This is a genomic window from Staphylococcus sp. 510, assembly GCF_057219715.1.
The window spans coordinates 202,439-227,581 of sequence record NZ_JBXVVK010000001.1 but is presented as its reverse complement, the minus strand read 5'-3'; the positions used below and the strand labels follow the sequence as shown (position 1 = coordinate 227,581).

At 32.7% G+C, this 25,143-nt stretch carries 24 protein-coding genes and 1 riboswitch; of the genes, 22 read left to right on the top strand and 2 right to left on the bottom strand.

Going from position 1 to position 25,143, the window contains the following annotated elements:
- Nucleotides 1-122: 122 nt before the first annotated feature.
- From AC2D8K_RS00995 to AC2D8K_RS00985, 3 genes are all read left to right on the top strand, one after another.
- Nucleotides 123-848 (top strand): response regulator transcription factor, encoded by a 726-nt coding sequence (locus tag AC2D8K_RS00995; RefSeq protein WP_002451121.1) that lies wholly within the window; start codon nt 123-125, stop codon nt 846-848.
- Nucleotides 832-2,574 (top strand): ATP-binding protein, encoded by a 1,743-nt coding sequence (locus AC2D8K_RS00990; RefSeq protein ID WP_037552075.1) that lies wholly within the window; start codon nt 832-834, stop codon nt 2,572-2,574. Before AC2D8K_RS00995 ends, AC2D8K_RS00990 begins: the two co-directional genes overlap by 17 nt.
- A gap of 187 nt (nt 2,575-2,761) precedes the next feature.
- A riboswitch (FMN riboswitch) is annotated at nt 2,762-2,890 on the top strand.
- A 62-nt stretch (nt 2,891-2,952) separates the two neighbouring features.
- Nucleotides 2,953-3,501: an ECF transporter S component gene (locus AC2D8K_RS00985; RefSeq protein ID WP_002451123.1), complete on the top strand. Its 549-nt coding sequence runs from the start codon at nt 2,953-2,955 to the stop codon at nt 3,499-3,501.
- A 51-nt stretch (nt 3,502-3,552) separates the two neighbouring features.
- On the opposite strand, the gene AC2D8K_RS00980 is transcribed toward AC2D8K_RS00985, so the two are convergent.
- The gene (locus AC2D8K_RS00980) at nt 3,553-3,801 is read right to left on the bottom strand and encodes a ferredoxin (RefSeq protein ID WP_484697838.1); all 249 of its coding nucleotides are present in this window, start codon (nt 3,799-3,801) and stop codon (nt 3,553-3,555) included.
- 111 nt (nt 3,802-3,912) lie between these two features.
- Here AC2D8K_RS00980 and AC2D8K_RS00975 point away from each other — a divergent pair, with 111 nt between their 5' ends.
- The 4 genes from AC2D8K_RS00975 (at nt 3,913) to ypdA (ending at nt 9,429) form a co-directional block, all read left to right on the top strand.
- Complete coding sequence (locus tag AC2D8K_RS00975) at nt 3,913-4,881, top strand: helix-turn-helix domain-containing protein (protein WP_002451125.1); 969 nt, start codon at nt 3,913-3,915, stop codon at nt 4,879-4,881.
- A complete protein-coding gene (locus AC2D8K_RS00970) occupies nt 4,862-6,241 on the top strand; it encodes a RecQ family ATP-dependent DNA helicase (RefSeq protein WP_002451126.1) in 1,380 nt (459 codons plus the stop codon). Before AC2D8K_RS00975 ends, AC2D8K_RS00970 begins: the two co-directional genes overlap by 20 nt.
- Nucleotides 6,242-6,392: 151 nt before the next feature.
- Nucleotides 6,393-8,249, top strand: a complete 1,857-nt coding sequence (gene ebpS, locus AC2D8K_RS00965) for an elastin-binding protein EbpS (protein WP_484697836.1) — start codon at nt 6,393-6,395, stop codon at nt 8,247-8,249.
- 193 nt (nt 8,250-8,442) lie between these two features.
- Nucleotides 8,443-9,429, top strand: a complete 987-nt coding sequence (gene ypdA / locus AC2D8K_RS00960) for a bacillithiol disulfide reductase YpdA (protein WP_002451128.1) — start codon at nt 8,443-8,445, stop codon at nt 9,427-9,429.
- 57 nt (nt 9,430-9,486) lie between these two features.
- On the opposite strand, the gene AC2D8K_RS00955 is transcribed toward ypdA, so the two are convergent.
- Nucleotides 9,487-10,461 carry an asparaginase gene (locus AC2D8K_RS00955; protein WP_002451129.1) on the bottom strand — a complete coding sequence of 325 codons (975 nt, stop codon included), beginning with the start codon at nt 10,459-10,461 and terminating at the stop codon, nt 9,487-9,489.
- A 76-nt stretch (nt 10,462-10,537) separates the two neighbouring features.
- Between AC2D8K_RS00955 and cmk the strand changes: the two genes are divergently transcribed.
- The 15 genes from cmk to AC2D8K_RS00880 all read left to right on the top strand — a co-directional run bounded on the left by cmk (nt 10,538) and on the right by AC2D8K_RS00880 (nt 25,142).
- Entirely contained in the window at nt 10,538-11,197 is a 660-nt protein-coding gene (gene cmk / locus AC2D8K_RS00950) for a (d)CMP kinase (RefSeq protein ID WP_002451130.1), read from the top strand.
- Between the two features lie 283 nt (nt 11,198-11,480).
- On the top strand, nt 11,481-12,659 hold the full coding sequence (gene rpsA / locus AC2D8K_RS00945; protein ID WP_484697834.1) for a 30S ribosomal protein S1: 1,179 nt from the start codon (nt 11,481-11,483) through the stop codon (nt 12,657-12,659).
- Nucleotides 12,660-12,834: 175 nt separating this feature from the next.
- Entirely contained in the window at nt 12,835-14,145 is a 1,311-nt protein-coding gene (gene der / locus AC2D8K_RS00940; protein ID WP_002451132.1) for a ribosome biogenesis GTPase Der, read from the top strand.
- Nucleotides 14,146-14,166: 21 nt separating this feature from the next.
- Nucleotides 14,167-15,165 carry an NAD(P)H-dependent glycerol-3-phosphate dehydrogenase gene (locus AC2D8K_RS00935; protein ID WP_002451133.1) on the top strand — a complete coding sequence of 333 codons (999 nt, stop codon included), beginning with the start codon at nt 14,167-14,169 and terminating at the stop codon, nt 15,163-15,165.
- Between the two features lie 170 nt (nt 15,166-15,335).
- Nucleotides 15,336-15,608, top strand: a complete 273-nt coding sequence (locus tag AC2D8K_RS00930; RefSeq protein WP_001043863.1) for an HU family DNA-binding protein — start codon at nt 15,336-15,338, stop codon at nt 15,606-15,608.
- A gap of 438 nt (nt 15,609-16,046) precedes the next feature.
- Entirely contained in the window at nt 16,047-16,619 is a 573-nt protein-coding gene (locus tag AC2D8K_RS00925) for a hypothetical protein (RefSeq protein WP_002451134.1), read from the top strand.
- Nucleotide 16,620: 1 nt separating this feature from the next.
- The gene (locus AC2D8K_RS00920) at nt 16,621-17,328 is read left to right on the top strand and encodes a demethylmenaquinone methyltransferase (RefSeq protein ID WP_002451135.1); all 708 of its coding nucleotides are present in this window, start codon (nt 16,621-16,623) and stop codon (nt 17,326-17,328) included.
- Nucleotides 17,329-17,348: 20 nt separating this feature from the next.
- The gene (locus AC2D8K_RS00915) at nt 17,349-18,308 is read left to right on the top strand and encodes a polyprenyl synthetase family protein (protein WP_049425243.1); all 960 of its coding nucleotides are present in this window, start codon (nt 17,349-17,351) and stop codon (nt 18,306-18,308) included.
- A gap of 133 nt (nt 18,309-18,441) precedes the next feature.
- Nucleotides 18,442-18,891: a nucleoside-diphosphate kinase gene (ndk, locus tag AC2D8K_RS00910; protein WP_002451137.1), complete on the top strand. Its 450-nt coding sequence runs from the start codon at nt 18,442-18,444 to the stop codon at nt 18,889-18,891.
- Between the two features lie 258 nt (nt 18,892-19,149).
- The gene (aroC, locus tag AC2D8K_RS00905) at nt 19,150-20,316 is read left to right on the top strand and encodes a chorismate synthase (RefSeq protein WP_484697830.1); all 1,167 of its coding nucleotides are present in this window, start codon (nt 19,150-19,152) and stop codon (nt 20,314-20,316) included.
- A gap of 24 nt (nt 20,317-20,340) precedes the next feature.
- Complete coding sequence (gene aroB / locus AC2D8K_RS00900; protein ID WP_002451139.1) at nt 20,341-21,405, top strand: 3-dehydroquinate synthase; 1,065 nt, start codon at nt 20,341-20,343, stop codon at nt 21,403-21,405.
- An 11-nt stretch (nt 21,406-21,416) separates the two neighbouring features.
- Nucleotides 21,417-22,715 (top strand): 3-phosphoshikimate 1-carboxyvinyltransferase, encoded by a 1,299-nt coding sequence (aroA, locus tag AC2D8K_RS00895; protein ID WP_037552079.1) that lies wholly within the window; start codon nt 21,417-21,419, stop codon nt 22,713-22,715.
- 5 nt (nt 22,716-22,720) lie between these two features.
- Nucleotides 22,721-23,965 carry a tetratricopeptide repeat protein gene (locus AC2D8K_RS00890; RefSeq protein WP_002451141.1) on the top strand — a complete coding sequence of 415 codons (1,245 nt, stop codon included), beginning with the start codon at nt 22,721-22,723 and terminating at the stop codon, nt 23,963-23,965.
- Nucleotides 23,966-23,980: 15 nt separating this feature from the next.
- On the top strand, nt 23,981-24,556 hold the full coding sequence (locus tag AC2D8K_RS00885) for a YpiB family protein (protein ID WP_002451142.1): 576 nt from the start codon (nt 23,981-23,983) through the stop codon (nt 24,554-24,556).
- The gene (locus tag AC2D8K_RS00880) at nt 24,546-25,142 is read left to right on the top strand and encodes a DUF1405 domain-containing protein (RefSeq protein WP_037552081.1); all 597 of its coding nucleotides are present in this window, start codon (nt 24,546-24,548) and stop codon (nt 25,140-25,142) included. The genes AC2D8K_RS00885 and AC2D8K_RS00880 overlap by 11 nt, the downstream gene beginning before the upstream one ends.
- The last annotated feature ends 1 nt before the right edge of the window (nt 25,143 follow it).

The following is a 25,143-nucleotide window of genomic DNA, read 5'->3' as shown; positions in this document are numbered from 1 at the left end:
CTCATATTTTTAATCTTTGAGATTTTTTTCACAAAGATTTCTTTAACACTAACTTAATGACTATTTCATATGCTATAATAACTAATGAAATGAACAGCATGTGTAGGAGGTAATTTAGTATTATGACGAATGAAATACTTATCGTTGATGACGAAGACAGAATCAGAAGATTACTTAAACTATACCTAGAAAGAGAATCTTTTGAAACACATGAAGCAAGAGATGGTAAAGAAGCTTATCAACTTGCTATGGAAAATGACTATGCGTGCATTCTTTTAGACTTAATGTTGCCAGAAATGGACGGTATCGAAGTAGCCACTCAATTAAGAGAGCATAAAGATACACCTATTATTATGCTCACTGCAAAAGGCGAAGAGACGAATCGTGTCGAAGGGTTTGAATCAGGTGCCGATGACTATATCGTTAAACCATTCTCTCCAAGAGAAGTCGTTTTAAGAGTCAAAGCATTATTAAGAAGAACGCAAACAACAACACCTGAACAAAGTGAACCTCATGCAAGAGACGTAATTGAATTCAATCACTTAGTGATAGATAATGATGCACATAGAGTATTAGCTGATAATGAACAGGTTAATTTAACACCAAAAGAATATGAACTATTAATTTATTTAGCTAAAACGCCTAATAAAGTATTTGATCGTGAACAATTATTAAAAGAAGTTTGGCATTATGAATTTTATGGCGATTTACGTACGGTGGATACGCACGTAAAAAGATTAAGAGAGAAACTCAATAAAGTATCGAGTGATGCAGCTCACATGATACAAACTGTTTGGGGCGTCGGTTATAAATTTGAGGTTAATACAAACGATGAACCGGCTAAATAGTGTAGTAATAAAACTGTGGTTAACTATAATTTTTATAGTAACGACAGTTTTAATTTTATTAAGTGCTGCCTTAATTACCTTTATTCAATATTACTATACACAAGAAGCGGAAGATTCCATTAAAGAAGACGCCAAACGCATAAGTAAATTGGTAGAAAACTCTACAAATCAAAACTTAGCCATCAAAAATAGCCGAACATTGATTGATAATCCCGGTGGATTAATTATCATGAAAAATACATCTACCGCATATCAACAAACCATTTCAACAGATAAACAAGCTATGCTCAAAGAAATTAAAAATAATAAAGATTTTAACCGTGTTTTCAAACATGGTGAGTCAATGACACGTAATGTCATGATTAAAGAACAGGGGAATTCACATCCGTATATATTAGTGGGTTATCCAATGAAAGCCGAGCCAGGAAGTCATACAGAATATAGCGGCGTCTTTATTTTTAAAGATTTAAAATCTATTGAAGATACCAATAATGCGATAACAATTATTATCTTAATTACCGCAATTATATTTTTAGCAGTTAGTACCATCTTTGCATTTTTCTTATCATCTAGAATTACTAAACCTTTAAGAGAGTTAAGAAATCAAGCACAAAAGGTATCACAAGGTGATTATTCACATATCACGTCAGTATCAACAAAAGATGAAATTGGAGAATTATCACGTGCATTTAATAATATGAGCTTTGAAATTCAAGAACATGTAGAAGCACTATCCACATCCAAAAATATACGTGATAGCTTAATTAATTCGATGGTTGAAGGTGTTATTGGTATTAATGAACAAAAGGATATTATTTTATCAAATAAAATGGCAGACCAAGTATTCCATACATTAGATGACAATGCTGTTGAATTAATAGAAAAACAAATTGAACAAACTTTCAATACTAAAGAAACGCAATTCCAAGAAATTGAAGCAAACACAAGGTATTATGTGATTATCATGAGTTATATTGACCGTATTCAAAACGATGGCAGAAGCGGTATTGTTGCTATTATACGTGATATGACAAATGAACATAACCTTGATCAAATGAAAAAAGACTTCATCGCAAATGTATCTCATGAATTACGAACACCGATTGCCTTATTACAAGGCTATACAGAATCTATTGTAGATGGTGTTGTAACTGAACCAGATGAGATACATGAATCACTAGCAATTGTCTTAGATGAATCTAAACGTCTGAACCGCTTAGTTAATGAATTATTAAACGTAGCACGTATGGATGCTGAAGGATTATCTGTTGAGAAAGAGTCACAACCAATCGCTGATCTGCTCAACAAAATGCGAATAAAATATCGTCAACAAGCGACTGATTTAGAACTTAATATGCAGTTTGAAGTAAGCAATCAACAACTATGGGACTACGATATGGATAGAATGGATCAAGTATTAACCAATTTAATCGATAACGCATCAAGATATACACAACCTGGAGATACCATTTCGGTAAAAACTGATGAAGATGATAGATCTCATATTTTAAGCATCGCTGATACTGGTACTGGAATTGCTCCTGAACATTTACAACAAGTCTTCGATCGTTTCTATAAAGTAGATGCGTCAAGAAAAAGGGGTAAACAAGGTACTGGATTAGGCTTATTCATCTGTAAAATGATTATAGAAGAACATGGCGGTACGATTGAAGTAGAAAGTCAAGTGGGTAAAGGAACAACCTTTATCATTAAATTACCAAAATAAACATTTTAAAACCTGTTAGAGTCAAATAATGGCTCTAACAGGTTTTTTATTTATTATGAAATCTATAGATTGTTAAACAACTTGATTATTTTTATGACAACTTATATCTATATAAATATATCGGAGCAAACTCATTGTACATAACAGAGTTATCATGTATGATATATTTAAATTAAAAATATAGTTAATTCATCTTCGGGGTCGGGTGTAATTCCCAACCGGCAGTAAATTAAGCCTGCGACGTAAAATGTCTCATTTTACCTGATTCAGTGAAACTCTGAAGCCGACAGTATAGTCTGGATGGGAGAAGATGGAGGTTTTTTTGTTGTGCAAATTTCCTCCTTTTCTAGCAAGATGAATGGAAGGAGAAAATAATATATGCAACACAATCAAAATAGACGTCTAATCTTTATAAGTATGCTAAGTGCAGTGGCTTTCGTACTTACCTTTATTAAATTCCCATTGCCATTTTTACCACCATACTTAACGTTGGACTTTAGTGATGTACCTACATTACTTGCCACATTTTTATTAGGACCAATTGCAGGGCTAATAGTAGCTTTTATTAAGAATTTACTCAATTTCTTTTTCAATATGGGCGATCCAGTAGGACCATTAGCGAACTTTTTAGCAATTGCCAGTTTCTTATTAACTGCATATTATATTTATAGAAACAAACGCAATAAAAAGTCATTATTAACAGGTCTTGTTTTAGGTACAGTTGTCATGACCGTCGTATTAAGTATTTTAAATTATTTTATACTGTTACCACTCTACGGTATGATATTTAACTTAGGTGACATTGTTCATAATCTTAAAGTAATTATTGTTTCAGGTATCATACCTTTTAATATTATTAAAGGTATTGTCATTTCAATCATCTTTTACTTTATATTCAATAGAATTAAAAATAACATTCACATATAAATAACTAGCGCCCTTACACATGATGTGCAAGGGCGCTTTTAATATAATATATTATTCAAATTTAAGTGCGTCACCATCAAATGGTTCGTCTTCAATTTTGATTGAATCTGTTGGACAACCTTCTAGTGCATCTTCCATATCTTCATATAACTCTTCTGACACCTCTGCAGTACCTTGGTTATCATCAAGGATTACGAAAGCAATACCTTCGTCGTCATAATCATAGATATCTGGAGCTGCTGCACCACATGCACCGCATGCTATACAAGTATCCATATCAACGATTGTATATTTAGCCAATTTCATTCGCCTCCTTTGAAAAAAATGCTACACTAGTAATAACAATACTACTATTGTAGACATCGATAGTATCATTTTCAATATATTCGTTTTATAGAGTGAGGGTTTATCTTGTATCAAATTATCAATCATGCGTATCAACACGCATTCAACTACAAAACAAATAAAAGTATTTATAATATTTTAACAGGAAAAAAATCCCATCAAACTTTTTTTGACGCAAGTAGTCAACAACTTTTGTCATTATATCATAGTTTACCGAGATTAAAATATCCGTCTTTTGAGCGATATTTAAATGAATTGAATGATGAGGAACCAAAAGTAAATATCAAAACGCATCCAAGATGTACATATGATAGTCTTATTAATACATTCAACTGTATCCAATTGCTCATTCAAACGGTATCACAAAGCATACGCAACGATTTTAGATTCGTTCCTTTAACGCAACAAACATATATTCAACAACGTGTTAAACATATTTATCAACACATTAAAGTTAATGATTTAGAATCAAAATTCATCACAGAATTAGAACAATTATTTGAAGACATCGCTAGCAAACATGAACATGTGTATTTACACTATTATTTACAAGGCTATGATGAGGCGATGTATACTAGACAACAAGTCAGTTTAATAGAATCGAAGTCTCAACAAGAATTATTTGAAATAGAAATGAACCAATTGGTCGATGTCATGTTTGAAATTGAAGATATGCAAAAGCACCCTATATTAAATCAAACGATTATACGACCAACATTGCTCAATAAAACGAAATTAACCTTACATCAATTAGGACAAGGACACTCAATACACGACATCTCAACAATTCAAAATGTTAAATTAAATACGATTGAAGATCATCTTTTAGAGTTATTTATCAAAGGTTATATCAATGATTATGATACATATTTAGACATCAAAAGCATTCAACCCTTTATCGATTATTATAAAAGTCATATTGGAATAAAATTACGTGAGTATAAGCAGCAATTTGATACATTAACTTATTTTCAAATTAAATTGATGATTGTTGGTATTGAAAGGGGAGACTTAGTTGCTTCAACAGAAACTTAAAGATTGGTTTGGATTTGATTCCTTCAAACCTGGCCAAGAGGACATCATTTCCAGTGTATTAGACCAAAAGCATACGCTAGGTATTTTACCAACGGGTAGTGGCAAAAGCCTTTGTTATCAATTACCTACTTATATATTAGAAAAGCCAACACTTGTTATTTCACCATTAATTTCTCTCATGGACGATCAGGTCATGCAAATGAAATTAAATGGTGAACACGCGGTTTGTTGTATTCATTCAGGTATGGACAATACGGAAAAACGACAAAACCTAAGTAACATTCGTCAGAGTAAATTTATCTATTTAAGTCCGGAATTTATATTACAACCTCAAAACTTTAAACTTATTGCCAATATAGATTTTGGTTTAATAGTTCTTGATGAAGCACATTGTTTGTCTGAATGGGGCTATGATTTCAGACCACATTATGCTTTAATTGGAAAAATAACTACGTCCTTTAAATCAGCTACAATTCTAGCATTAACAGCTACGGCACCACCACATTTAGAAAGCGATTTAAATGAAATGCTTAATGTTACTTTCAATACCATTAAAACAAGTATGAATCGTATAAATATTTCATTGAAACATCTTAACTTTGGCTCTTACGAAGAAAAAATAGATTGGTTGTTACCACAACTTAATGAAACTGGGCCCACTATTATATATGTATCTTCAAAAAAATTATGTTTAACATTAGCGCAACTTATTTATGACTCAGGTTTTTTAACAGGGATATATCATGGTGATTTGAGTTATCAAGAAAGACAGACAGTACAACAACAATTTTTAAACAATGATATTCCAATCATAGTTGCAACAAGTGCATTTGGTATGGGCATAAATAAAAAAGACATACGCACAGTGATTCATTTTCATTTGTCATCAAGTCCTTCTAATTATCTACAAGAGATTGGTAGAGCGGGGAGAGACGGAGAAGCAAGCCAAGCTATTAGTTTATTCCAACCCGACGACGCTTATATTTTAGAAACCATATTATTTGCCGATAGAATTACATCTGAAGATATTCATTCATTTGAATTAGGACAATTTATTCCTCCTGAAAAAGAATCCATTTTAACAATACTTTATAATCAATATACAATTAATCAAATGCAACGTATATTTGATCAATCATTTCGACGCAAAAAGTTAGGTTATAGTCGTATGTTAGGCTACACACAACTTGACCAATGTCGCCGTAAATATTTGTTGGAATTTTTCAATGAACATCCTAAACTGCCAGATGTCTGTTGTGACAATGATACTGAATTACCAAGTATGAAAGTCATTAATCGTAAGAAAGTTAAACGTAAGCTTTCATATAGTGAAAAACTTCAAAATTTATTTGAACTATAGATTTTATTTTGCTTAACTCTTTATTCAAGCTATAATTAACTTATGAACAAAAATCTTAATACCTAAAAATTCTTGATTACTATACATAATCATTTAATTTATGGGTATAGTTTATGTATCATTATAAAATTAAACAGAGAGGATGATGATTGTGTCTAATAATAACTTCAAAGATGATTTTGAAAAAAATCGTCAAGCGATAGACCCAGAAGATCATAATGAGCAGACATCTTCACATGAAGAACAAGAAGATAATGCAGTAGACAGAACTGAAGACAAATCAAATCAACAATTCCCACCAAGAAATGCACAGAGAAGAAAACGTCGACGAGATATAGCGACAAATAATAACCGTCAGGCAGATTCGCGTACAAAAGCTAGCCAAGATGGTTCATTAGATGATAGACATGATGATACATCATTACATAATGGAGATAACAAAAATTATGATGCATCCAATCACAATGATGTAAATAAAGATCACAAACAAGATCATCGTCCTGAAGATCATTCGACTCGTGAGTCTGAACAAGATTTTAAACAAGATGAACCATTAAATCGTAGTCGTAAAAGTGACGATTTGCAACATGATGATCGTCATGACAAGAAAGACGGACACGGTAAAGATGCTGCTCTAGCAGGTGGCGCTGCTGTAGGTGGAGCTGCAGTCGGTAAAAAAATGACAAGTGATCATAAGCAGGATGACAATCATCGGCAAGAGAATCGTGTAAGTGACCATCAAAAAGATCGCGACCGTCATGATGACTTTACTAAAGATGAACATCGTCAAGATTCATCTAAAGATCGCCAAGACGAACTTAAAAAAGGTCATCATGATGAAGAACACCACGATTCAGGAAAAGGTAAAAAAGCTGCTGCAACTGGTGCAGGTGTTGCTGGTGCTGCAGGTGCTGCTGGTTTAGCAAAACATCATCATGATAAGAAAGACGATCATACTGACGACAATGAATTGAAGAATGACCGTAATCAAAATCATCGTGATGATAAACATAACGACAAAGATGTGAAAGATAAACATCAATCAGATGATGAGAAATCTGGTAAAGGTAAAAAAGCTGCCGCAGCTGGTGCAGGCGTTGCTGGTGCTGCAGGCGCCGCTGGTTTAGCGAAAAATCATCATGATAAAAAAGAGAGCCATCATAACGATAAAGATATCAAAGATGACCACAAACATGATGACCATGACAAGCATGATAATAAAGATAAGCATAAGTCTAATAAAGGTAAGAAAGCTGCTGCAGTAGGTGCAGGCGCTGCAGGTGTTGCTGGTGCTGCGGGTGCTAAACACCATCATGATAAAAAAGAAGCTAACCAACATGATGATAATAATAATCATCGAGACAATCATGATGGTAAGAAAAAAGGCGGCTTTATGAAAATCATCTTACCAATTATAGCTGCAGTATTAATTTTAGGTGCAATCGCTATTTTCGCAGGTATGGCCTTAAATAATCATAGTAATAGTGGTAATGATGATAACAAAATAGCTAATGAAGATAGTAAAGATGGCAAGAAAAACAACGATACTAGCAAAGATAAAAACAGTTCAAAAGATAAAGACAGCTCAAAAGATAAAGACAGTTCAAAAGATAAAGATAAATCAAAAGACTCTGATAAAGATAAAGCAACAACTAGTGATGAATCTGATTCATCTGACGCATCAAATTCAGATAAAAATAGTGCTAGTGATAATACTAATGGTGCTAACTCACAAGCATCTAATAGCCAAAGTCAAAATGGCTCAAATAGCCAAAATGGTCAAGGTCAAAACTCACAACAAAATGGCCAACAAGGCAGTAATAGCCAAAACAGCAATAGTAACCAACAAGGTAAGCAAACACATACCGTAAACGGTAAAGAAAACCTATACAGAATTGCCATTCAATATTACGGCAGTGGTTCACCTGCTAATGTTGAAAAAATCAGAAAAGCTAATGGATTAAATGGTAATAATATCCATAATGGACAAACATTAGTGATTCCATAGGTACTATTCGACAATCAAATTAACTGTAAGTAATGTTAACGCATTACTTACAGTTTTTTTATTAGATTTTATTCAAATCAAAGCAAATCCCCAAAAAAAGTCATAAATAATTTAAACTTTTCTAAAACAAGGACTTCGCGAAAATAGGATATAACTGATATAATAATTTGGTGATTAAAGGAGGCCGTTTTACATGCAAAAAATAGAAAGTATCATCATTGGTGGAGGACCTTGTGGCTTAAGTGCAGCCATCGAACAAAAGAAAAAAGGTATTGAAACATTAGTGATTGAAAAAGGTAATGTTGTGGAATCTATCTATAATTATCCTACACATCAAACTTTCTTCTCATCTAGCGATAAATTATCAATTGGAGATATTCCATTTATCGTGGAAGAAAGTAAACCACGTCGAAATCAAGCTCTTGTATATTATCGAGAAGTCGTTAAACATCATCAATTAAATATCCATGCATTTGAAGAAGTTTTAACTGTCAAAAAGATGAATAATCGTTTTACAATCACAACAACTAAAGATGTATATGAATGTAAGTTTTTAACAGTTGCGACAGGTTATTACGGACAGCATAATACATTAGAAGTTGAAGGTGCTGAATTGTCAAAAGTATTCCATTACTTCAAAGAAGCACATCCATACTTTGACCAAAATGTTGTCGTGATAGGTGGTAAAAACTCAGCTGTAGATGCTGCTTTAGAATTAGAAAAAGCTGGAGCAAATGTGACAGTGATCTATCGTGGAGATCACTATCCAAAAGCCATTAAACCATGGATTCTACCAAATTTTGAATCATTAGTTAATCACGAAAAAATCACGATGGAATTTAATGCCAATGTAACTCAAATCACTGAAGAAAACGTTACATATGAAAAAGATGGAAAGACGATTACAATTCCAAATGATTATGTTTTTGCTATGATTGGTTATCATCCTAATTATGAATTTTTAGAATCAATCGGTATTGAAATTAATACAAATGAATATGGTACTGCACCAGTTTATAATCGTGAAACATACGAAACCAATGTAGAAAATTGTTACATCGCTGGTGTTATTGCTGCAGGTAATGATGCGAATACCATCTTTATTGAAAATGGTAAATATCATGGTGGTTTAATTACTCAAAGCATTCTTACTAAAAAGCAAACACCACTTGAATCATAATAATTATGGCGTAGAAGGTAAATTGTTGATACCTTCTACGCCTATTTAATTTATAGTTTATTCTTCAAAATATTGTTTGATTTGTTCACGATTTAATTCATTACTTAAACTTACAAGTAATTTTAATCTTGCTTTAGGACCATTTAATCCATTTGAAAAGATTAATCCTTTTTCAGCAAGTTGATATCCGCCACCTTCATATGCATAAACAGGACTGACAATACCGTTAAATGACCGAGATACGATGACAATCGGAATTTGTTTATCAATACAAGCATATAAACCTTCTAAACAAGTAGGTGGTAAATTACCTTGTCCCATAGCTTCTATAATTAAACCATCAATATCGCTCTCGGCATAGAAATGCAACAAGTCACTCTGCATATCCATATATGATTTTACTAATGGTACATTTAACTTTGGATTAATCATTTTATAACTAGTATGATGTAATGGATGATGGTGATATTGCACATTATCTTTAGTTAATACACCTAATGGACCATGATTCGGACTTTGAAAGGTATTTGTATTAGAGGTATGTGTTTTGGTTACATTTCGCGCTGTATGAATTTCGTCATTAAAGACAACCATGACACCCATATGATATGAATTATTAGATGACGCCACTCTTATAGCTGAAATAAAATTGTATAATCCATCTGAACCAATTTCATTTGATGAACGCATAGCACCAGTAATCACTACTGGTTCGTCTATATCTAATAACAAATCTAACAAATAAGCTGTTTCTTCTAGGGTATCTGTACCATGTGTAATTACAAAACCATCATAAACACTTTCATTTTTAAGATTTGCATTAATGATAATATCCCTTAGTTCTTTAACATGTTGAATGGACATATGAGGAGAAGGAACATTCATAGGATGTATTTCATCTACTTGTGCATATTGTTTGATGATATCCTGATGTTGAGAAATTGGATTTTCTTTATTAGTAATAACTCGATTTGAACTATCCTGTGACATACTAATAGTGCCACCGGTATGTATAACAAGTAGACGTTTCATAGTTTTCCTCCTATTAATAAAATACATATTTATGATAAAATATTATTCATCAAACAACAAGGTAGGTATTTCGATAATGAGTTTAATTAATATTGCTTTAGATGGCCCTGCAGCTGCAGGTAAAAGTACAATTGCTAAACAGGTTGCTAGCCAACTATCAATGATTTATGTAGATACTGGTGCGATGTATAGAGCAATCACATATAAATATTTACGTACTAATCAAACTGAAGACTTCGAAGCATTAATCAAAGATACAACATTAGAATTAACTTATGACGAAACTAAGGGACAACGTGTAATACTAGATAACGAAGATGTCACTGATTACTTAAGAGAAAATGATGTTACGAATAATGTTTCATATGTTGCCTCTAAAGAACCTGTAAGATCATTTGCAGTAAAAAAACAAAAAGATTTAGCAGCTCAAAAAGGTATTGTTATGGATGGTAGAGATATTGGTACCGTTGTACTCCCAAATGCTGAACTTAAAGTTTATATGATTGCGTCTGTTGAAGAACGTGCAGAACGACGTCAAAAAGAAAATGAACTTCGCGGTATTGAATCTAATTTAGAACAACTTAAAGTGGAGATTGAGCAACGTGATCAATATGACATGAACAGAGAAATTTCACCTCTAAGAAAAGCAGACGACGCTATCACATTGGATACGACAGGCAAATCAATTGAAACAGTTACGAATGAAATTTTAGACATGGTTAACCAAATTAAATAATCAATTAAGAAGCTATATAAACGACTTAAGCATAAACGTTTATATAGCTTTTATTGTGATTTATAATGAACTTGAGTTATTTCAAACTGAAATAATAATCATATATACTATAAATATGCATCTTTACCTCTTAATGTTGAATAAAAATTGAAACCTAAAGCACTTTAAAGCTCAACTTTTATAAATAACAATCTTTTTCTTAAAGTGTAAAAGGGGAATTTCTTGACAATTCTGTCAGTTTGTAAGATGTTATAATTATGTAGTGTATAAGGAGGCAGACAAGATGACTGAAGAATTCAATGAATCAATGATTAATGATATTAAAGAAGGTGACAAAGTCACTGGAGAGGTGCAACAAGTTGAAGATAAACAAGTTGTTGTGCATATTAATGGTGGAAAATACAATGGTATAATCCCTATTAGCCAATTATCCACACATCATATTGAAAAACCTAATGAAGTAGTTAAAGAAGGCGACGAAATCGAAGCCTACGTAACGAAAATAGAATTTGATGAAGAAAATGATTCAGGCGCTTATATTTTATCAAAAAGACAACTTGAAACTGAACAATCTTATGATTATTTACAAGAAAAACTTGATAACAATGAAGTGATTGAGGCAAAAGTAACAGAAGTTGTTAAAGGTGGATTAGTAGTAGACGTTGGACAACGTGGTTTCGTTCCAGCATCTCTCATTTCTACAGACTTTATCGAAGACTTCTCTGATTTCGAAGGCCAAACTATTAAAATTAAAGTAGAAGAGTTAGACCCTGAAAATAATCGTGTTATTTTAAGCCGTAAAGCAGTTGAACAAGCTGAAAACGAAGTTAAAAAAGCTTCACTATTAGATTCACTTAACGCTGGCGATGTGATTGAAGGTAAAGTAGCACGTTTAACAAACTTTGGTGCATTTGTTGATATTGGTGGTGTAGACGGTTTAGTTCACGTTTCTGAATTATCACATCAACACGTACAATCTCCTGAAGAAGTCGTTTTTGTTGGAGATAAAGTCAATGTTAAAGTTAAATCAGTAGAAAAAGATACTGAACGTATTTCATTATCAATCAAAGATACGTTACCAACACCATTCGCTCAAATTAAAGGTCAATTCCATGAAAATGATGTTATCGAAGGTACAGTTGTAAGATTAGCTAACTTCGGTGCATTTGTTGAAATTGCTCCTGGCGTTCAAGGATTAGTTCACATCTCTGAAATTGACCACAAACACATCGGTACACCTGGTGAGGTACTAGATCCTGGTCAACAAGTAAGTGTTAAAATCTTAGGTATTGATGAAGAAAACGAACGTGTTTCTTTATCAATTAAAGCAACATTACCTAATGAAGATGTTGTTGAAAGTGATGCTTCTACAACACAATCTTACTTAAACAATGACGCTGATGAAGATAATCCTACTTTAGGTGATGTCTTCGGTGATAAATTTAAAGATCTTAAATTTTAATAATTAATTATGCTAAGAATGAACACTCCAATTAGAGGTTAAACTTTAATTGGAGTGTTTTTTTACGAATAACTCATTCAACTCCATATATTACATTGTTTATTATAATCGTATTTTGAATCGGTGCTTGCATGTGATAAAATTATAGAGATTAAGAAAGAGAGGAAGTTAACAAATGACTAAACCTATAGTAGCAATTGTAGGAAAGCCTAACGTAGGTAAATCTACAATTTTTAATAGAGTAGTCGGCGAACGTGTATCCATCGTGGAAGACACACCTGGTGTAACCAGAGACCGAATCTATTCATCAGGTGAATGGTTAACGCATGAATTCAATATTATTGACACAGGTGGTATTGAAATCGGAGATGCACCATTCCAAACACAAATAAGAGCACAAGCTGAAATTGCGATTGAAGAAGCAGACGTCATTGTATTTATGGTCAATGTTAGAGAAGGATTGACGCAAAGTGATGAAATGGTTGCTCAAATGCTTTATAAAAGTAAAAAACCTGTAGTCCTTGCAGTAAACAAAGTTGATAACGTTGAAATGCGAAATGATATTTATGATTTTTATTCATTAGGCTTTGGAGAACCTTATCCTATTTCTGGATCACATGGTCTAGGTTTAGGTGATTTATTAGATGCTGTTGTCGAAAACTTCGGCGAAGAGGAAGAAGATCCATATGATGATGACACAATTCGATTATCTATAATAGGACGACCAAACGTTGGTAAATCTAGTTTAGTTAATGCTATTTTAGGAGAAGAACGTGTAATCGTATCAAATGTAGCAGGCACTACTAGAGATGCAGTAGATACAGAATATTCATTTGATGGTCAAGATTACGTATTAATCGATACAGCTGGTATGCGTAAAAAAGGTAAAGTCTATGAATCAACTGAAAAATATTCAGTACTTAGAGCATTAAAAGCGATTGAACGTTCAAATGTCGTTTTAGTTGTTATCGATGCAGAACAAGGTATTATCGAGCAAGACAAACGTGTTGCAGGATATGCACACGAAGAAGGTAAAGCGATTGTTATCGTAGTAAATAAATGGGATACCGTTGAAAAAGATAGCAAAACAATGAAGAAATTCACTGAAGATGTTAGAATAGAATTTCAATTCTTAGATTACGCACAAATTGCTTTTGTTTCTGCTAAAGAACAATTAAGACTTAAAACATTATTCCCATATATTAAAGAAGCAAGTGAAAATCACAAAAAACGTGTTCAAAGTTCAACTTTAAATGAAGTCATTACTGATGCTATTTCTATGAATCCAACACCTACAGATAAAGGTAGAAGATTAAATGTCTTTTATTCAACACAAGTGGCTATCGAACCACCTACATTCGTAGTATTTGTAAATGATGTTGAATTAATGCATTTCTCTTATAAACGTTACTTAGAAAATCAAATCAGACATGCATTTGGATTTGAAGGTACACCTGTTCATATCATTCCAAGAAAAAGAAACTAATAAACGGAGGGGAATATTAATATGACTAAAATATCAGTTTTTGGTATGGGAAGTTTTGGTACTGCTTTAGCAAATGTATTAGCACAAAACGGACATGACGTATTAATGTGGGGTAAAAATAGTGAAAACGTTGAAGAATTAAATACACATCATATGAATAAAAACTATTTAAAAGAAGCAAAGCTTGAGCCATCTATCAAAGCTACAACTGATTTAAGTGAAGGAGTTGTCTTTGCTGATATCTATTTAATGGCTTTACCTACAAAAGCAATGAGAGAAGTAGCAACACAAATTGATGATTTATTAACTTCTAAAAAGACATTTATACATGTAGCAAAAGGTATTGAAAATGGTACTTTTAAGCGCGTTTCTGAGATGTTAGAAGATTCTATTTCTCCAGAACACAATGCAGGTATTGGTGTATTATCAGGTCCAAGCCATGCAGAAGAAGTGGTCATCAAACAACCTACAACTGTTGCTGCCTCTTCAAAAGATGAAAAAGTAAGTCAATTAATACAAGATTTATTTATGAATGACTATTTACGCGTATATACTAACAATGATCTTGTAGGCGTTGAACTCGGTGGCGCTTTAAAAAATATCATTGCCGTAGCCAGTGGTATAGTAGCAGGAATGGGCTTTGGTGATAATGCAAAAGCAGCACTTATGACAAGAGGTTTAGCCGAAATTAGTCGCTTAGGTGAAAAATTAGGTGCAGATCCAATGACATTCCTTGGCTTAGGTGGCATTGGCGATTTAATCGTCACATGTACATCAACACATTCACGTAACTTTACTTTAGGATACAAATTAGGCCAAGGTAAAACGACTGATGAAGCACTTGAAGAAATGAAAATGGTAGTTGAAGGTATTTACACAACAAAATCAGTATATTATTTAGCGCAAGAAGTTAACGTAGAAATGCCAATAACAACTGCGTTATATAAGGTGTTATTTGAAGATGTACCCGTTAAAGAAAGTATTAAAGAATTAATGGGTCGTGACAAAAAATCTGAATAATTAGTGTAATATAACACTTATTTTATGAGATTTTCAAAAAAATTAATTCTATTCGCTTTATTTCAACGTTTTTAATATATAAATCGTTGCGATGACAGTAATCAGTGTGTTAAAGTCATACCATAATGATATAAAGATATCATTATCAAACCTCAGGAGGTGAATTCATAATGAATAAAACTGATTTAATCAATGCAGTAGCAGAGCAAGCTGATTTAACTAAAAAAGAAGCTGGTTCAGCAGTTGACGCTGTATTCGAATCTATCCAAAACTCACTTGCTAAAGGTGAAAAGGTACAATTAATCGGTTTCGGTAATTTTGAAGTACGTGAGCGTGCTGCTCGTAAAGGCCGTAACCCTCAAACAGGTAAAGAAATTGATATTCCTGCAAGTAAAGTCCCAGCATTCAAAGCTGGTAAAGCATTAAAAGATGCAGTAAAATAATTTTACTTAAAAAAAGCCCTTCTGGGGCTTTTTTGTTTTTATAATGAATTTCGAATATATAAGCCAGTTAATTAAAACTACTAAATTTTTGGATGGAAGATAGATAGCACAATACATACGATTAAATTTTATACATATAATGGCATCTTAATGCTATAACTATCATTAATATTACAAAAGCCTTTGCTTTTTCATTAGAGTACCTAACTTCTTTCTTTGTAAGAAGAAGGTTCTTTGCGGTTTACAAAAGCCTTTGCTTTTTCATTAGAGTACCTAACTTCTTTCTTTGTAAGAAGAAGGTTCTTTGCGGTTTACAAAAGCCTTTGCTTTTTCATTAGAGTACCTAACTTCTTTCTTTGTAAGAAAAAGGTACTCTAACATTTAATTTTTTGATATATAATGTTAATATAAATAGTGATAATATCGTGAGGTGTGAACATGGAAACTACTGTCAGTAAATTAAATATAGATATCAATCAAAGACTTAAGGGTATTGTTGATTATGAATCTATCCAAATCAACGAGAAGTTGGGGGATTTATTAGATTCATATGATTTACCAGAAAAAGCTAAGTTAGCTTGCCTCACAATCGACACTTCAATGAAACATTTAGATGATATATCTAACAGTGGGTTATCAAAACATTCAATTTTAGTTGGTGATCTACTTAGTGCACATTTTTATACTATTCTAGCTGAAATCAATGATCCAACATATCAGCTTGCAATGAGTAAAGCTATTGTTGAAGTAAGTGAGTTGAAATCATCACTTCATCAACATGTTTTAACTGATGATGAAGCTAGTAACGCCATATTTAAAGTTGAAACTTTATTCCCATATATTACGTTGTCACATTTTTGCGATGAAGAAAATGCTAATCGTATATATGAATTTTTATATGATGATGTACATGATTACTATCCATCATATTTAAAAAACTATAATAAAGAACGTATTAACCAAATAATGAAAGACATCAAACAAACGCTAGAAAAAAGAAGAGGTAATTAAGATGGCTGAAAATAATGCTAAAAAAGAACAAGTTCATACAGTTTTCCAAAACATATCAAAAAAATACGATAGATTGAATAATATCATTAGCTTCGAACAACACAAAGTTTGGAGAAAGCGTGTTATGAAAGAAATGGCAGTAAAGAAAGGTAGTACAGCTTTAGATGTATGTTGTGGTACTGCCGATTGGACAATCGCATTAAGTAAAGCAGTAGGACCTCAAGGAGAGGTGACTGGATTAGATTTTAGTGAAAACATGTTAGAAGTTGGGAAAGAAAAGACCGCTCATATGGACAACATTCATTTAGTCCATGGTGATGCAATGAATTTACCTTTTGATGATGCATCATTTGATTATGTGACAATAGGGTTTGGTTTGAGAAATGTACCTGACTACTTAGGTGCACTCAAAGAGATGGAACGTGTGCTAAAACCAGGTGGCATGATTGTCTGTTTAGAGACTAGCCAACCAACTTTACCAGTATTCAAACAAGTTTATCGTTTATATTTCAAATTTGTAATGCCTATATTTGGTAAGTTATTCGCAAAATCTAAAGAAGAATACGAATGGTTACAACAATCAACCTTTGACTTCCCAGGTAAAGAAAAATTAAAACGACTATTTGAACAAGCAGGATTTAGTAATATTAAAGTACGTAGCTTCACAGGTGGCGTTGCTGCAATGCACCTTGGCTATAAACAAAAATGATCAGACCAAAGGTGATTAACGTGGCAAAGTTAAACATGAACAATGAAATAAAAAAAGTTGAAAAGCGTCTTGAACAAGCTATCCATAGTCAAGATAAAGTACTTGAAGAGGCTGCTTTTCATTTACTATCTTCAGGGGGAAAACGTGTAAGACCCGCTTTTGTTATACTTAGTAGCCAATTCGGTAAAGAAGAAGGCGTTTCTGAAGATACATACAAAGTAGCCGTCGCATTAGAACTTATTCATATGGCAACATTAGTTCATGATGATGTCATAGATAAAAGTGATAAACGTAGAGGCCGTTTAACTATATCTAAAAAATGGGATCAAACTACAGCTATTATTACAGGCAATTTTTTACTAGCATTAGGTCTACAACATTTATCAGAGATTAAGGACAAACGTGTTCATGAAATTTTATCAGAATCTATTGTAGATGTCTGTCGAGGAGAGCTATTTCAATTCCAAGATCAATTCAATAGCCAACAAACAATGACCAACTATTTACGACGAATCAACCGTAAAACTGCACTATTAATTCAACTTGCTACCGAGGTGGGTGCAATCACAGCTGGCTCTGATATTAAAACCATTCACAAGTTAAAAATGATTGGTCATTACATTGGAATGAGTTTCCAAATTGTTGATGATATACTCGATTTTACGAGCACTGAAAAGAAACTAGGTAAACCTGTTGGTAGTGATTTAATGAATGGACATATCACTTTACCAGTATTACTTGAAATGAGAGATAATTCAGCATTTAGACAAATGATTGAAGAACTACATCCAAATAGTAATAAAGAACAGTTCGAAGCGTGTATCAATATCATTCGTCAATCTAATAATATTCAAGTATCTAAAGATATAAGTGAAAAATACTTAGAAAAAGCATTAAATTTAATTGATGAATTAGAAGACAATCAAGCACGTCAATTATTTAAAAAGTTAATTAAAAAAATGGGCTCTCGAAATGTGTAAAGCATGTAAATCAACTTGAAAGCGTTTTAAATAATTGGTATGATAATAGTTAGCTAGGTTATTAATAGCCGGACAAGTCAACTTATACATACACTAGAAACTTGTTACATTAAATTACAGGGGGACTACGCAAGTGGAACGTACATTTTTAATGATTAAACCAGATGCAGTACAAAGAAATTTAATTGGAGAAATTATTTCTCGAATTGAAAACAAAGGATTAAAACTTGTAGGTGGTAAGTTAATGCAAGTACCACAAGAATTGGCAGAAAAACATTATGGTGAGCATGAAGGAAAACCTTTCTACAATAATTTAATCTCTTTCATTACTTCAGCACCAGTATTTGCAATGGTTGTTGAAGGTGAAGATGCTGTTGCAGTATCTCGTCACATTATCGGAAGCACAAATCCATCTGAGGCTGCTCCTGGTTCAATTAGAGGAGATTTAGGTTTAACAGTTGGTAGAAATATCATCCACGGTTCTGACTCTGTTGAATCAGCAGAAAGAGAAATTAACTTATGGTTCAAAGAAGAAGAAATCAGTAGTTACGAATCTCCTAGAGACGCTTGGTTGTACGAATAATATCAAACATAAAACGTTATTCATTTTATCCAAAGTGATGTGTCCATGACACATCACTTTTTTTATTTCTTCGACTTTTTACGCTAAAACTCTATAATGATTAAATCTATTAATCAATCATATTTATGGAAATTTAAATATTTTAAAATCAATAAATATAGCGATCGTTTGCTAAACTTATATTGATTTATTGATTATGATATGATTAAACCAATATAATAATTTATAAACGAACTCAATGGAAAGGAGTGTGCTTTGATGAGATATTTAACTTCCGGTGAATCACATGGCCCACAACTAACAGTAATTATTGAAGGTGTCCCAGCTAATTTAGAAATTAAAGCTGAAGATATTAATAAAGAGATGTTTAAGAGACAAGGTGGATACGGCAGAGGACGTCGCATGCAGATTGAAAAAGATGCAATTGAAATTGTTTCAGGTGTAAGAAATGGTTATACCCTAGGTAGTCCCATCACACTTGTTGTTACAAACGATGACTTTACACATTGGAGAAAAATTATGGGTGCTGCGCCAATTAGTGATGAAGAAAGAGAAAATATGAAACGTACAATTACTAAACCTAGACCAGGTCATGCAGACTTGATTGGAGGTATGAAGTACAACCATCGTGATTTACGTAATGTTTTAGAACGTTCATCAGCTAGAGAAACAGCTGCTCGTGTAGCTGTCGGCGCCGTCTCTAAAATATTATTAGAGCAATTAGATATCCATATCTATAATCGTGTGGTAGAAATTGGTGGTATTAAAGACGAAGGGCTATATGACGTTGAAACATTTAAATCTAATGTTGATAAAAATGATGTTCGTGTCATTAATGAAGATATCGCACAACAAATGAGAGATAAAATAGATCAAGCCAAAAAAGAAGGCGACTCAATCGGTGGTGTTGTTCAAGTTATGGCTGAAAATATGCCAGTAGGTATCGGTAGTTATGTCCACTATGATAGAAAATTAGATGGCCGTATTGCTCAAGGCGTTGTAAGTATCAATGCATTTAAAGGTGTAAGTTTCGGTGAAGGATTTAAAGCTGCTGAGAAACCAGGCAGTGAAATTCAAGATGAAATTATGTATAACGAAACCAAAGGATACTATAGAGCATCCAATCATTTAGGTGGTTTTGAAGGTGGTATGTCTAATGGAATGCCAATTATTGTCAATGGTGTGATGAAGCCAATACCAACTTTATATAAACCTTTAAACTCTGTAGATATCAATACCAAAGAAGATTTCAAAGCGACTATTGAAAGATCTGATAGTTGTGCTGTACCTGCAGCAAGTGTTGTTTGTGAACATGTCGTTGCATTCGAACTTGCTAAAGCATTATTAGAAGAGTTTCAAGCTAATCATATCGACCAACTTAAAGCACAAATAGCAGAACGTAGACAATTAAATATCGAATTCTAATTCGTATAATTCAGGTGATTAAATATGAAGTTAAACACAACATACGCAAACAACAACTATCCTATCATTGTAGAACATGGCGCAATCAATCTATTAAATGAAATCAACCAATCATATGATCAATCATTTTTTATCATCGATGATACTGTATATCAATTATTTAAAAACAAGTTAGACCAATTGATTCAAGCCAATCATGCTACTAAAATAATCATACCATCAGGTGAACAAACAAAAACATTTGCACATTTCCATGACATCATTGAATCCATACTCAGTCATCAAATTACGCGTAATACATCAATTGTAGCTATTGGTGGTGGAGCAACAGGAGATTTTGCAGGATTCGTTGCATCAAGCTTATTAAGAGGCGTTGCATTTATACAAGTACCTACAACTATATTAGCTCACGATTCAAGTATCGGAGGTAAGGTAGGTATTAATTCTCAACATGGTAAAAATCTGATAGGTGCCTTTTATCGTCCTAGTGCCGTTTTATATGATTTAGACTTTTTAACAACCTTACCTTATAGTGAAGTACTTAGTGGTTATGCGGAAGTTTATAAACATGCTTTACTCAATGGTGAAGCAGATACTAGAAAGATAGAACAACATTTTTCAAATAAAGATGCTTTAGCCTCATTAAATGATATGGAAACTTTTATTTATAAAGGGATTGAAACGAAGCTTAATATTGTAATTAATGATGAAAAAGAGCAAGGTGTTCGTAAATTTTTAAATTTAGGACATACCTTTGGACATGCAATAGAGTATAAATATAAAATTCCACATGGACATGCAGTTATGATTGGAATTGTGTATCAGTTTATAGTGGCAAATCATTTATTAAAAACAAACTACGATATTGATCATTACTTAAATTATTTAGATGCTTTAGCATATCCAATCCAAATCATTAAAGAACTTCATTTCGATGATATTTATCAATTTATGCTATTAGATAAAAAGAATAATCATGATGGTATTCAGATGGTATTATTAAAATCTTTAGGTAATGCAGTCGTTCAACACGTTGATCAATCTACACATTTAGCTGCATTTAAAGAACTTCAATCAAAAATTAAGTAGGTGAATAAATGATGTCGACTGCAGAAACAATTCAAATTAATGGTCCTTTAAAAGGCGAAATAGAAGTACCTGGTGATAAATCAATGACACATCGAGCAATTATGCTCGCATCATTAGCTACTGGTCAAACACAAATTCACAAACCTTTACTCGGTGAAGATTGTAAAAGAACAATGAACATTTTTAGACTTTTAGGTGTTTCAATTACTGAAGAAGAAGATAGATTAATCGTCGATTCACCTGGCTACCAACATTTTAAAACACCGCACCAAGTACTCTATACAGGTAATTCAGGAACTACCACACGCTTATTAGCCGGTCTACTGAGCGGTATTGGTATCGAAAGTGTTCTATCTGGAGATGTATCTATTGGTAAAAGACCCATGGATAGAGTGCTCAATCCTTTATTGAAAATGAATGCCAATATTTGTGGTGTAGAGGGTAACTATACACCACTCATCATTAAGCCTTCTGACATTAAAGGAATGACTTATACAATGGAAGTAGCGAGTGCTCAAGTGAAAAGTGCTATTTTATTCGCAAGCATTTTTTCAAATGAATCATCGAGTATTACTGAAATTGATGTGAGTCGTAACCACACAGAGACAATGTTTAATCATTTTAATATTCCTATTATTGTAAATGGTAAAACGATTGTCACAGAGCCTTTAGCAGTAAAACATATCAAACCACATGACTTCTATGTACCTGGTGATATTTCTTCAGCAGCCTTTTTCATCGTTGCAGCCTTAATAACACCTGGAAGTGATGTTACAATTCATAATGTTGGCATTAACCCAACACGTTCCGGTATCATAGATATCGTTCAACAAATGGGTGGTCGTATTGAATTAACTAATGTGACTAAAGAAGCTGAGCCAACTGCGTCTATTAGAGTTCAATACACACCTAATTTAAAGCCAATACAAATTCATGGAGAACTCGTACCAAGAGCCATAGATGAGTTGCCAGTGATTGCATTATTATGTACACAAGCATCTGGTACAAGCGTTATTAAAGATGCTGAAGAGTTGAAGGTTAAAGAAACCAATCGTATCGATACAACAGCAGACATGTTAAATCAATTAGGTTTCGAATTACAACCTACAAATGATGGCCTTATTATTCATCCGTCAGAATTTAAAACAAGTGTGACTGTAGATAGTCAAACCGATCACCGTATCGGTATGATGTTAGCTATCGCATCGTTACTAAGCTCAGAACCTTTAACGATTGAACAATTTGATGCAGTCAATGTTTCATTTCCAGGCTTCTTACCAAAATTAAAGCTTTTAGAAAATGAGGGATAATAGTAATGGAAGATATCTACAAATTAATAGACGATATCAATTTACAAAAATTAACAAATTTAGATACACGTGTGAATGAAGCGCTTAGTTCTAATAACGATGACGCACTATTCATATTAGGTGAAACGCTATATAATTTCGGCTTAACACCTCAAGGTTTAGAAGTTTTCAGAACGTTATATCATAGATATCCTGACGAAAGCGAACTACTCATCTACTTTATTGAAGGATTAATGTCAGAGAATCAAACTGATGAAGCGTTAGAATATTTAAGTCAAGTTGAAGCATCTACTGAAAAATTAATGCTTGAAGCAGACTTATATCAACAAATAAACATGCTCGAAGTCGCAATCGACAAGATACAGTCAGCCATTCAGCTAGAACCAAACGATCCTATTTTACATTTTGCTTTAGCAGAATTACTTTATTTTGATGGACAATACCTTCGTGCAACTACTGAATATGAAACAGTTCTCGAAACTGGTGAATACGAAGTCAATGGTATCAATCTGTTCTCAAGACAAGCAGATTGTAGTTTACAGAGTGGTAATTACAGCGATGCGATTCGATTATATGATGAAATTAATGAAACTGAAATGAATTCAGAAGACTATTTCAAAAAGGCAATAGCATATGAAAAAAATGATATAACACAAGAAGCCATTAAGATTATGAAATCATTATTATCTAAAGACCCTGATTTCTTACAAGGCTACTTCTACTTACAATCTTTATACGAAAATGAAAAAAATTATCCAGATGCGATTGAAATTGGTAAAGAAGGATTGCGACTGAGTCAATTTTATAAGGAATTAATGGTATCAACAGGCAGTCTTGAAATTGAACATGGCGATGCTAATGAAGGTGTTACTTTATTAAAACAAGCATTAGAAGTAGATAATGCTTACCATGAACCATTACTTATTTTAAGTGATTTGTATAGAAGTGAAGAGGACTACGAAGCAATCATTGAATTATTAACTTATGTAGATGAAGAAGACCTAGATCCAGTATTTATGTGGCATTTAGCCTATGCATATGGACAAGAAGAACGAGATAAAGAAGCACAGCATTTCTTCGAATTGGCTTATCCTACACTTAAATCACAATCTGAATTTTTAAGCGACTACTATTTCTATTTATTAGAAATCGGTCAAAAAGATACAGCTAAATCAATACTAGATCAATTATTAGAAATGGATCCAAGCAATGAAACATGGCACGATGAAGCAATGCGCTTACAGTCTTAAAAGGGTGATTAATGAATGAATAACTCCCTAACTAAAATGAAACAAAGCTTTATCGAGTATCTTTTATTTCATTATGAATTTAAATCTCGTATCTCAGTTTGGGTATTAAATTATTTAAAAGCTAGTCCTAAAAAACTACAATATATTCACTTTGTTGATGAAGGTATCACGCATCATCAAACTTTACAAATTGCAGAAGTAGAATCACATGCTTCTGCAATTCAATTTAATGGTGAACAACTACAACTTGTAAATACGAATGAAATATTTGAATTAATAGCTAATAATGAAATTTCATTTGATATTCAATTGCATTTTTCAAATAAGCAACAACGTGAAAGTCGCTTAGATGATCTGATATTAGCACAATTAATTCATTCACCCAATTATTCATCATATGTACAAGATTTATATGCCATTTCGATAAATGAACGTAAACAGGCAACATTAATTGAGCGACTACAAGATAATATTGATTTAAGTCTTCAAATGAAAGAACAAGAACGATTTTATCAGCTTACTCAAATTCTGAACGTTCTAAAGACGAAACAAATGAATAGTGATAACGGAGACTCTGATGATGACAATTAAACAATATTGGGAAATTTCGTTGTACAATCGTCCATTTTTAATTTTTTTATTGATTTGCAATGTATTAGGGACAATTTATGGTTACGATTGGTATAGTGGGCAACTCTATATCACTCCAACATATTTTTTACCGTTTGTGCCTGATAGTCCAACCGCTTCATTATTTTTATCAATTGCGATTGGTTTACTTTTACTTAATCGATCTTCATCTATCATCCAAGCACTCGCTTTTGTCACACTAGTTAAATATGGGGTGTGGGCAGTGATTATGAATATCATTATGTTTATCATTGACGGTGATATAACTATAAATGGACTTATGTTATTGTTATCTCACAGTATCATGGCACTTCAAGCCTTTTACTTTTATCCTCGTTTTAATATTACGACAATAGGTTTTATCGTCTCTTTCATTTGGGTGTTAGTGAACGATTATATTGATTACGTAAAAATGCAATTTCCTTATTATAAGTTTATTGCTTCCCATGTTGTAGAAATTGGAGTATTATCTATTTGTCTAAGTATGATTTCACTATTTTTATATTTGTATTTAGAACGTATCATTAAAGTTAAATCATTTGATTAAA

Bases quoted from the DNA above. Each gene is read 5' to 3' on its own strand.
- AC2D8K_RS00955 (WP_002451129.1), bottom strand. From the start codon at position 10,461: ATGAAACGTCTACTTGTTATACATACCGGTGGCACTATTAGTATGTCA.
- AC2D8K_RS00935 (WP_002451133.1), top strand. From the start codon at position 14,167: ATGACTAAAATATCAGTTTTTGGTATGGGAAGTTTTGGTACTGCTTTA.
- AC2D8K_RS00920 (WP_002451135.1), top strand. From the start codon at position 16,621: ATGGCTGAAAATAATGCTAAAAAAGAACAAGTTCATACAGTTTTCCAA.
- AC2D8K_RS00995 (WP_002451121.1), top strand. From the start codon at position 123: ATGACGAATGAAATACTTATCGTTGATGACGAAGACAGAATCAGAAGA.
- AC2D8K_RS00890 (WP_002451141.1), top strand. From the start codon at position 22,721: ATGGAAGATATCTACAAATTAATAGACGATATCAATTTACAAAAATTA.
- AC2D8K_RS00880 (WP_037552081.1), top strand. From the start codon at position 24,546: ATGACAATTAAACAATATTGGGAAATTTCGTTGTACAATCGTCCATTT.
- der (WP_002451132.1), top strand. From the start codon at position 12,835: ATGACTAAACCTATAGTAGCAATTGTAGGAAAGCCTAACGTAGGTAAA.
- ypdA (WP_002451128.1), top strand. From the start codon at position 8,443: ATGCAAAAAATAGAAAGTATCATCATTGGTGGAGGACCTTGTGGCTTA.
- AC2D8K_RS00925 (WP_002451134.1), top strand. From the start codon at position 16,047: ATGGAAACTACTGTCAGTAAATTAAATATAGATATCAATCAAAGACTT.
- AC2D8K_RS00885 (WP_002451142.1), top strand. From the start codon at position 23,981: ATGAATAACTCCCTAACTAAAATGAAACAAAGCTTTATCGAGTATCTT.
- aroA (WP_037552079.1), top strand. From the start codon at position 21,417: ATGTCGACTGCAGAAACAATTCAAATTAATGGTCCTTTAAAAGGCGAA.
- aroC (WP_484697830.1), top strand. From the start codon at position 19,150: ATGAGATATTTAACTTCCGGTGAATCACATGGCCCACAACTAACAGTA.
- cmk (WP_002451130.1), top strand. From the start codon at position 10,538: ATGAGTTTAATTAATATTGCTTTAGATGGCCCTGCAGCTGCAGGTAAA.
- AC2D8K_RS00990 (WP_037552075.1), top strand. From the start codon at position 832: ATGAACCGGCTAAATAGTGTAGTAATAAAACTGTGGTTAACTATAATT.
- aroB (WP_002451139.1), top strand. From the start codon at position 20,341: ATGAAGTTAAACACAACATACGCAAACAACAACTATCCTATCATTGTA.
- rpsA (WP_484697834.1), top strand. From the start codon at position 11,481: ATGACTGAAGAATTCAATGAATCAATGATTAATGATATTAAAGAAGGT.
- AC2D8K_RS00930 (WP_001043863.1), top strand. From the start codon at position 15,336: ATGAATAAAACTGATTTAATCAATGCAGTAGCAGAGCAAGCTGATTTA.
- AC2D8K_RS00985 (WP_002451123.1), top strand. From the start codon at position 2,953: ATGCAACACAATCAAAATAGACGTCTAATCTTTATAAGTATGCTAAGT.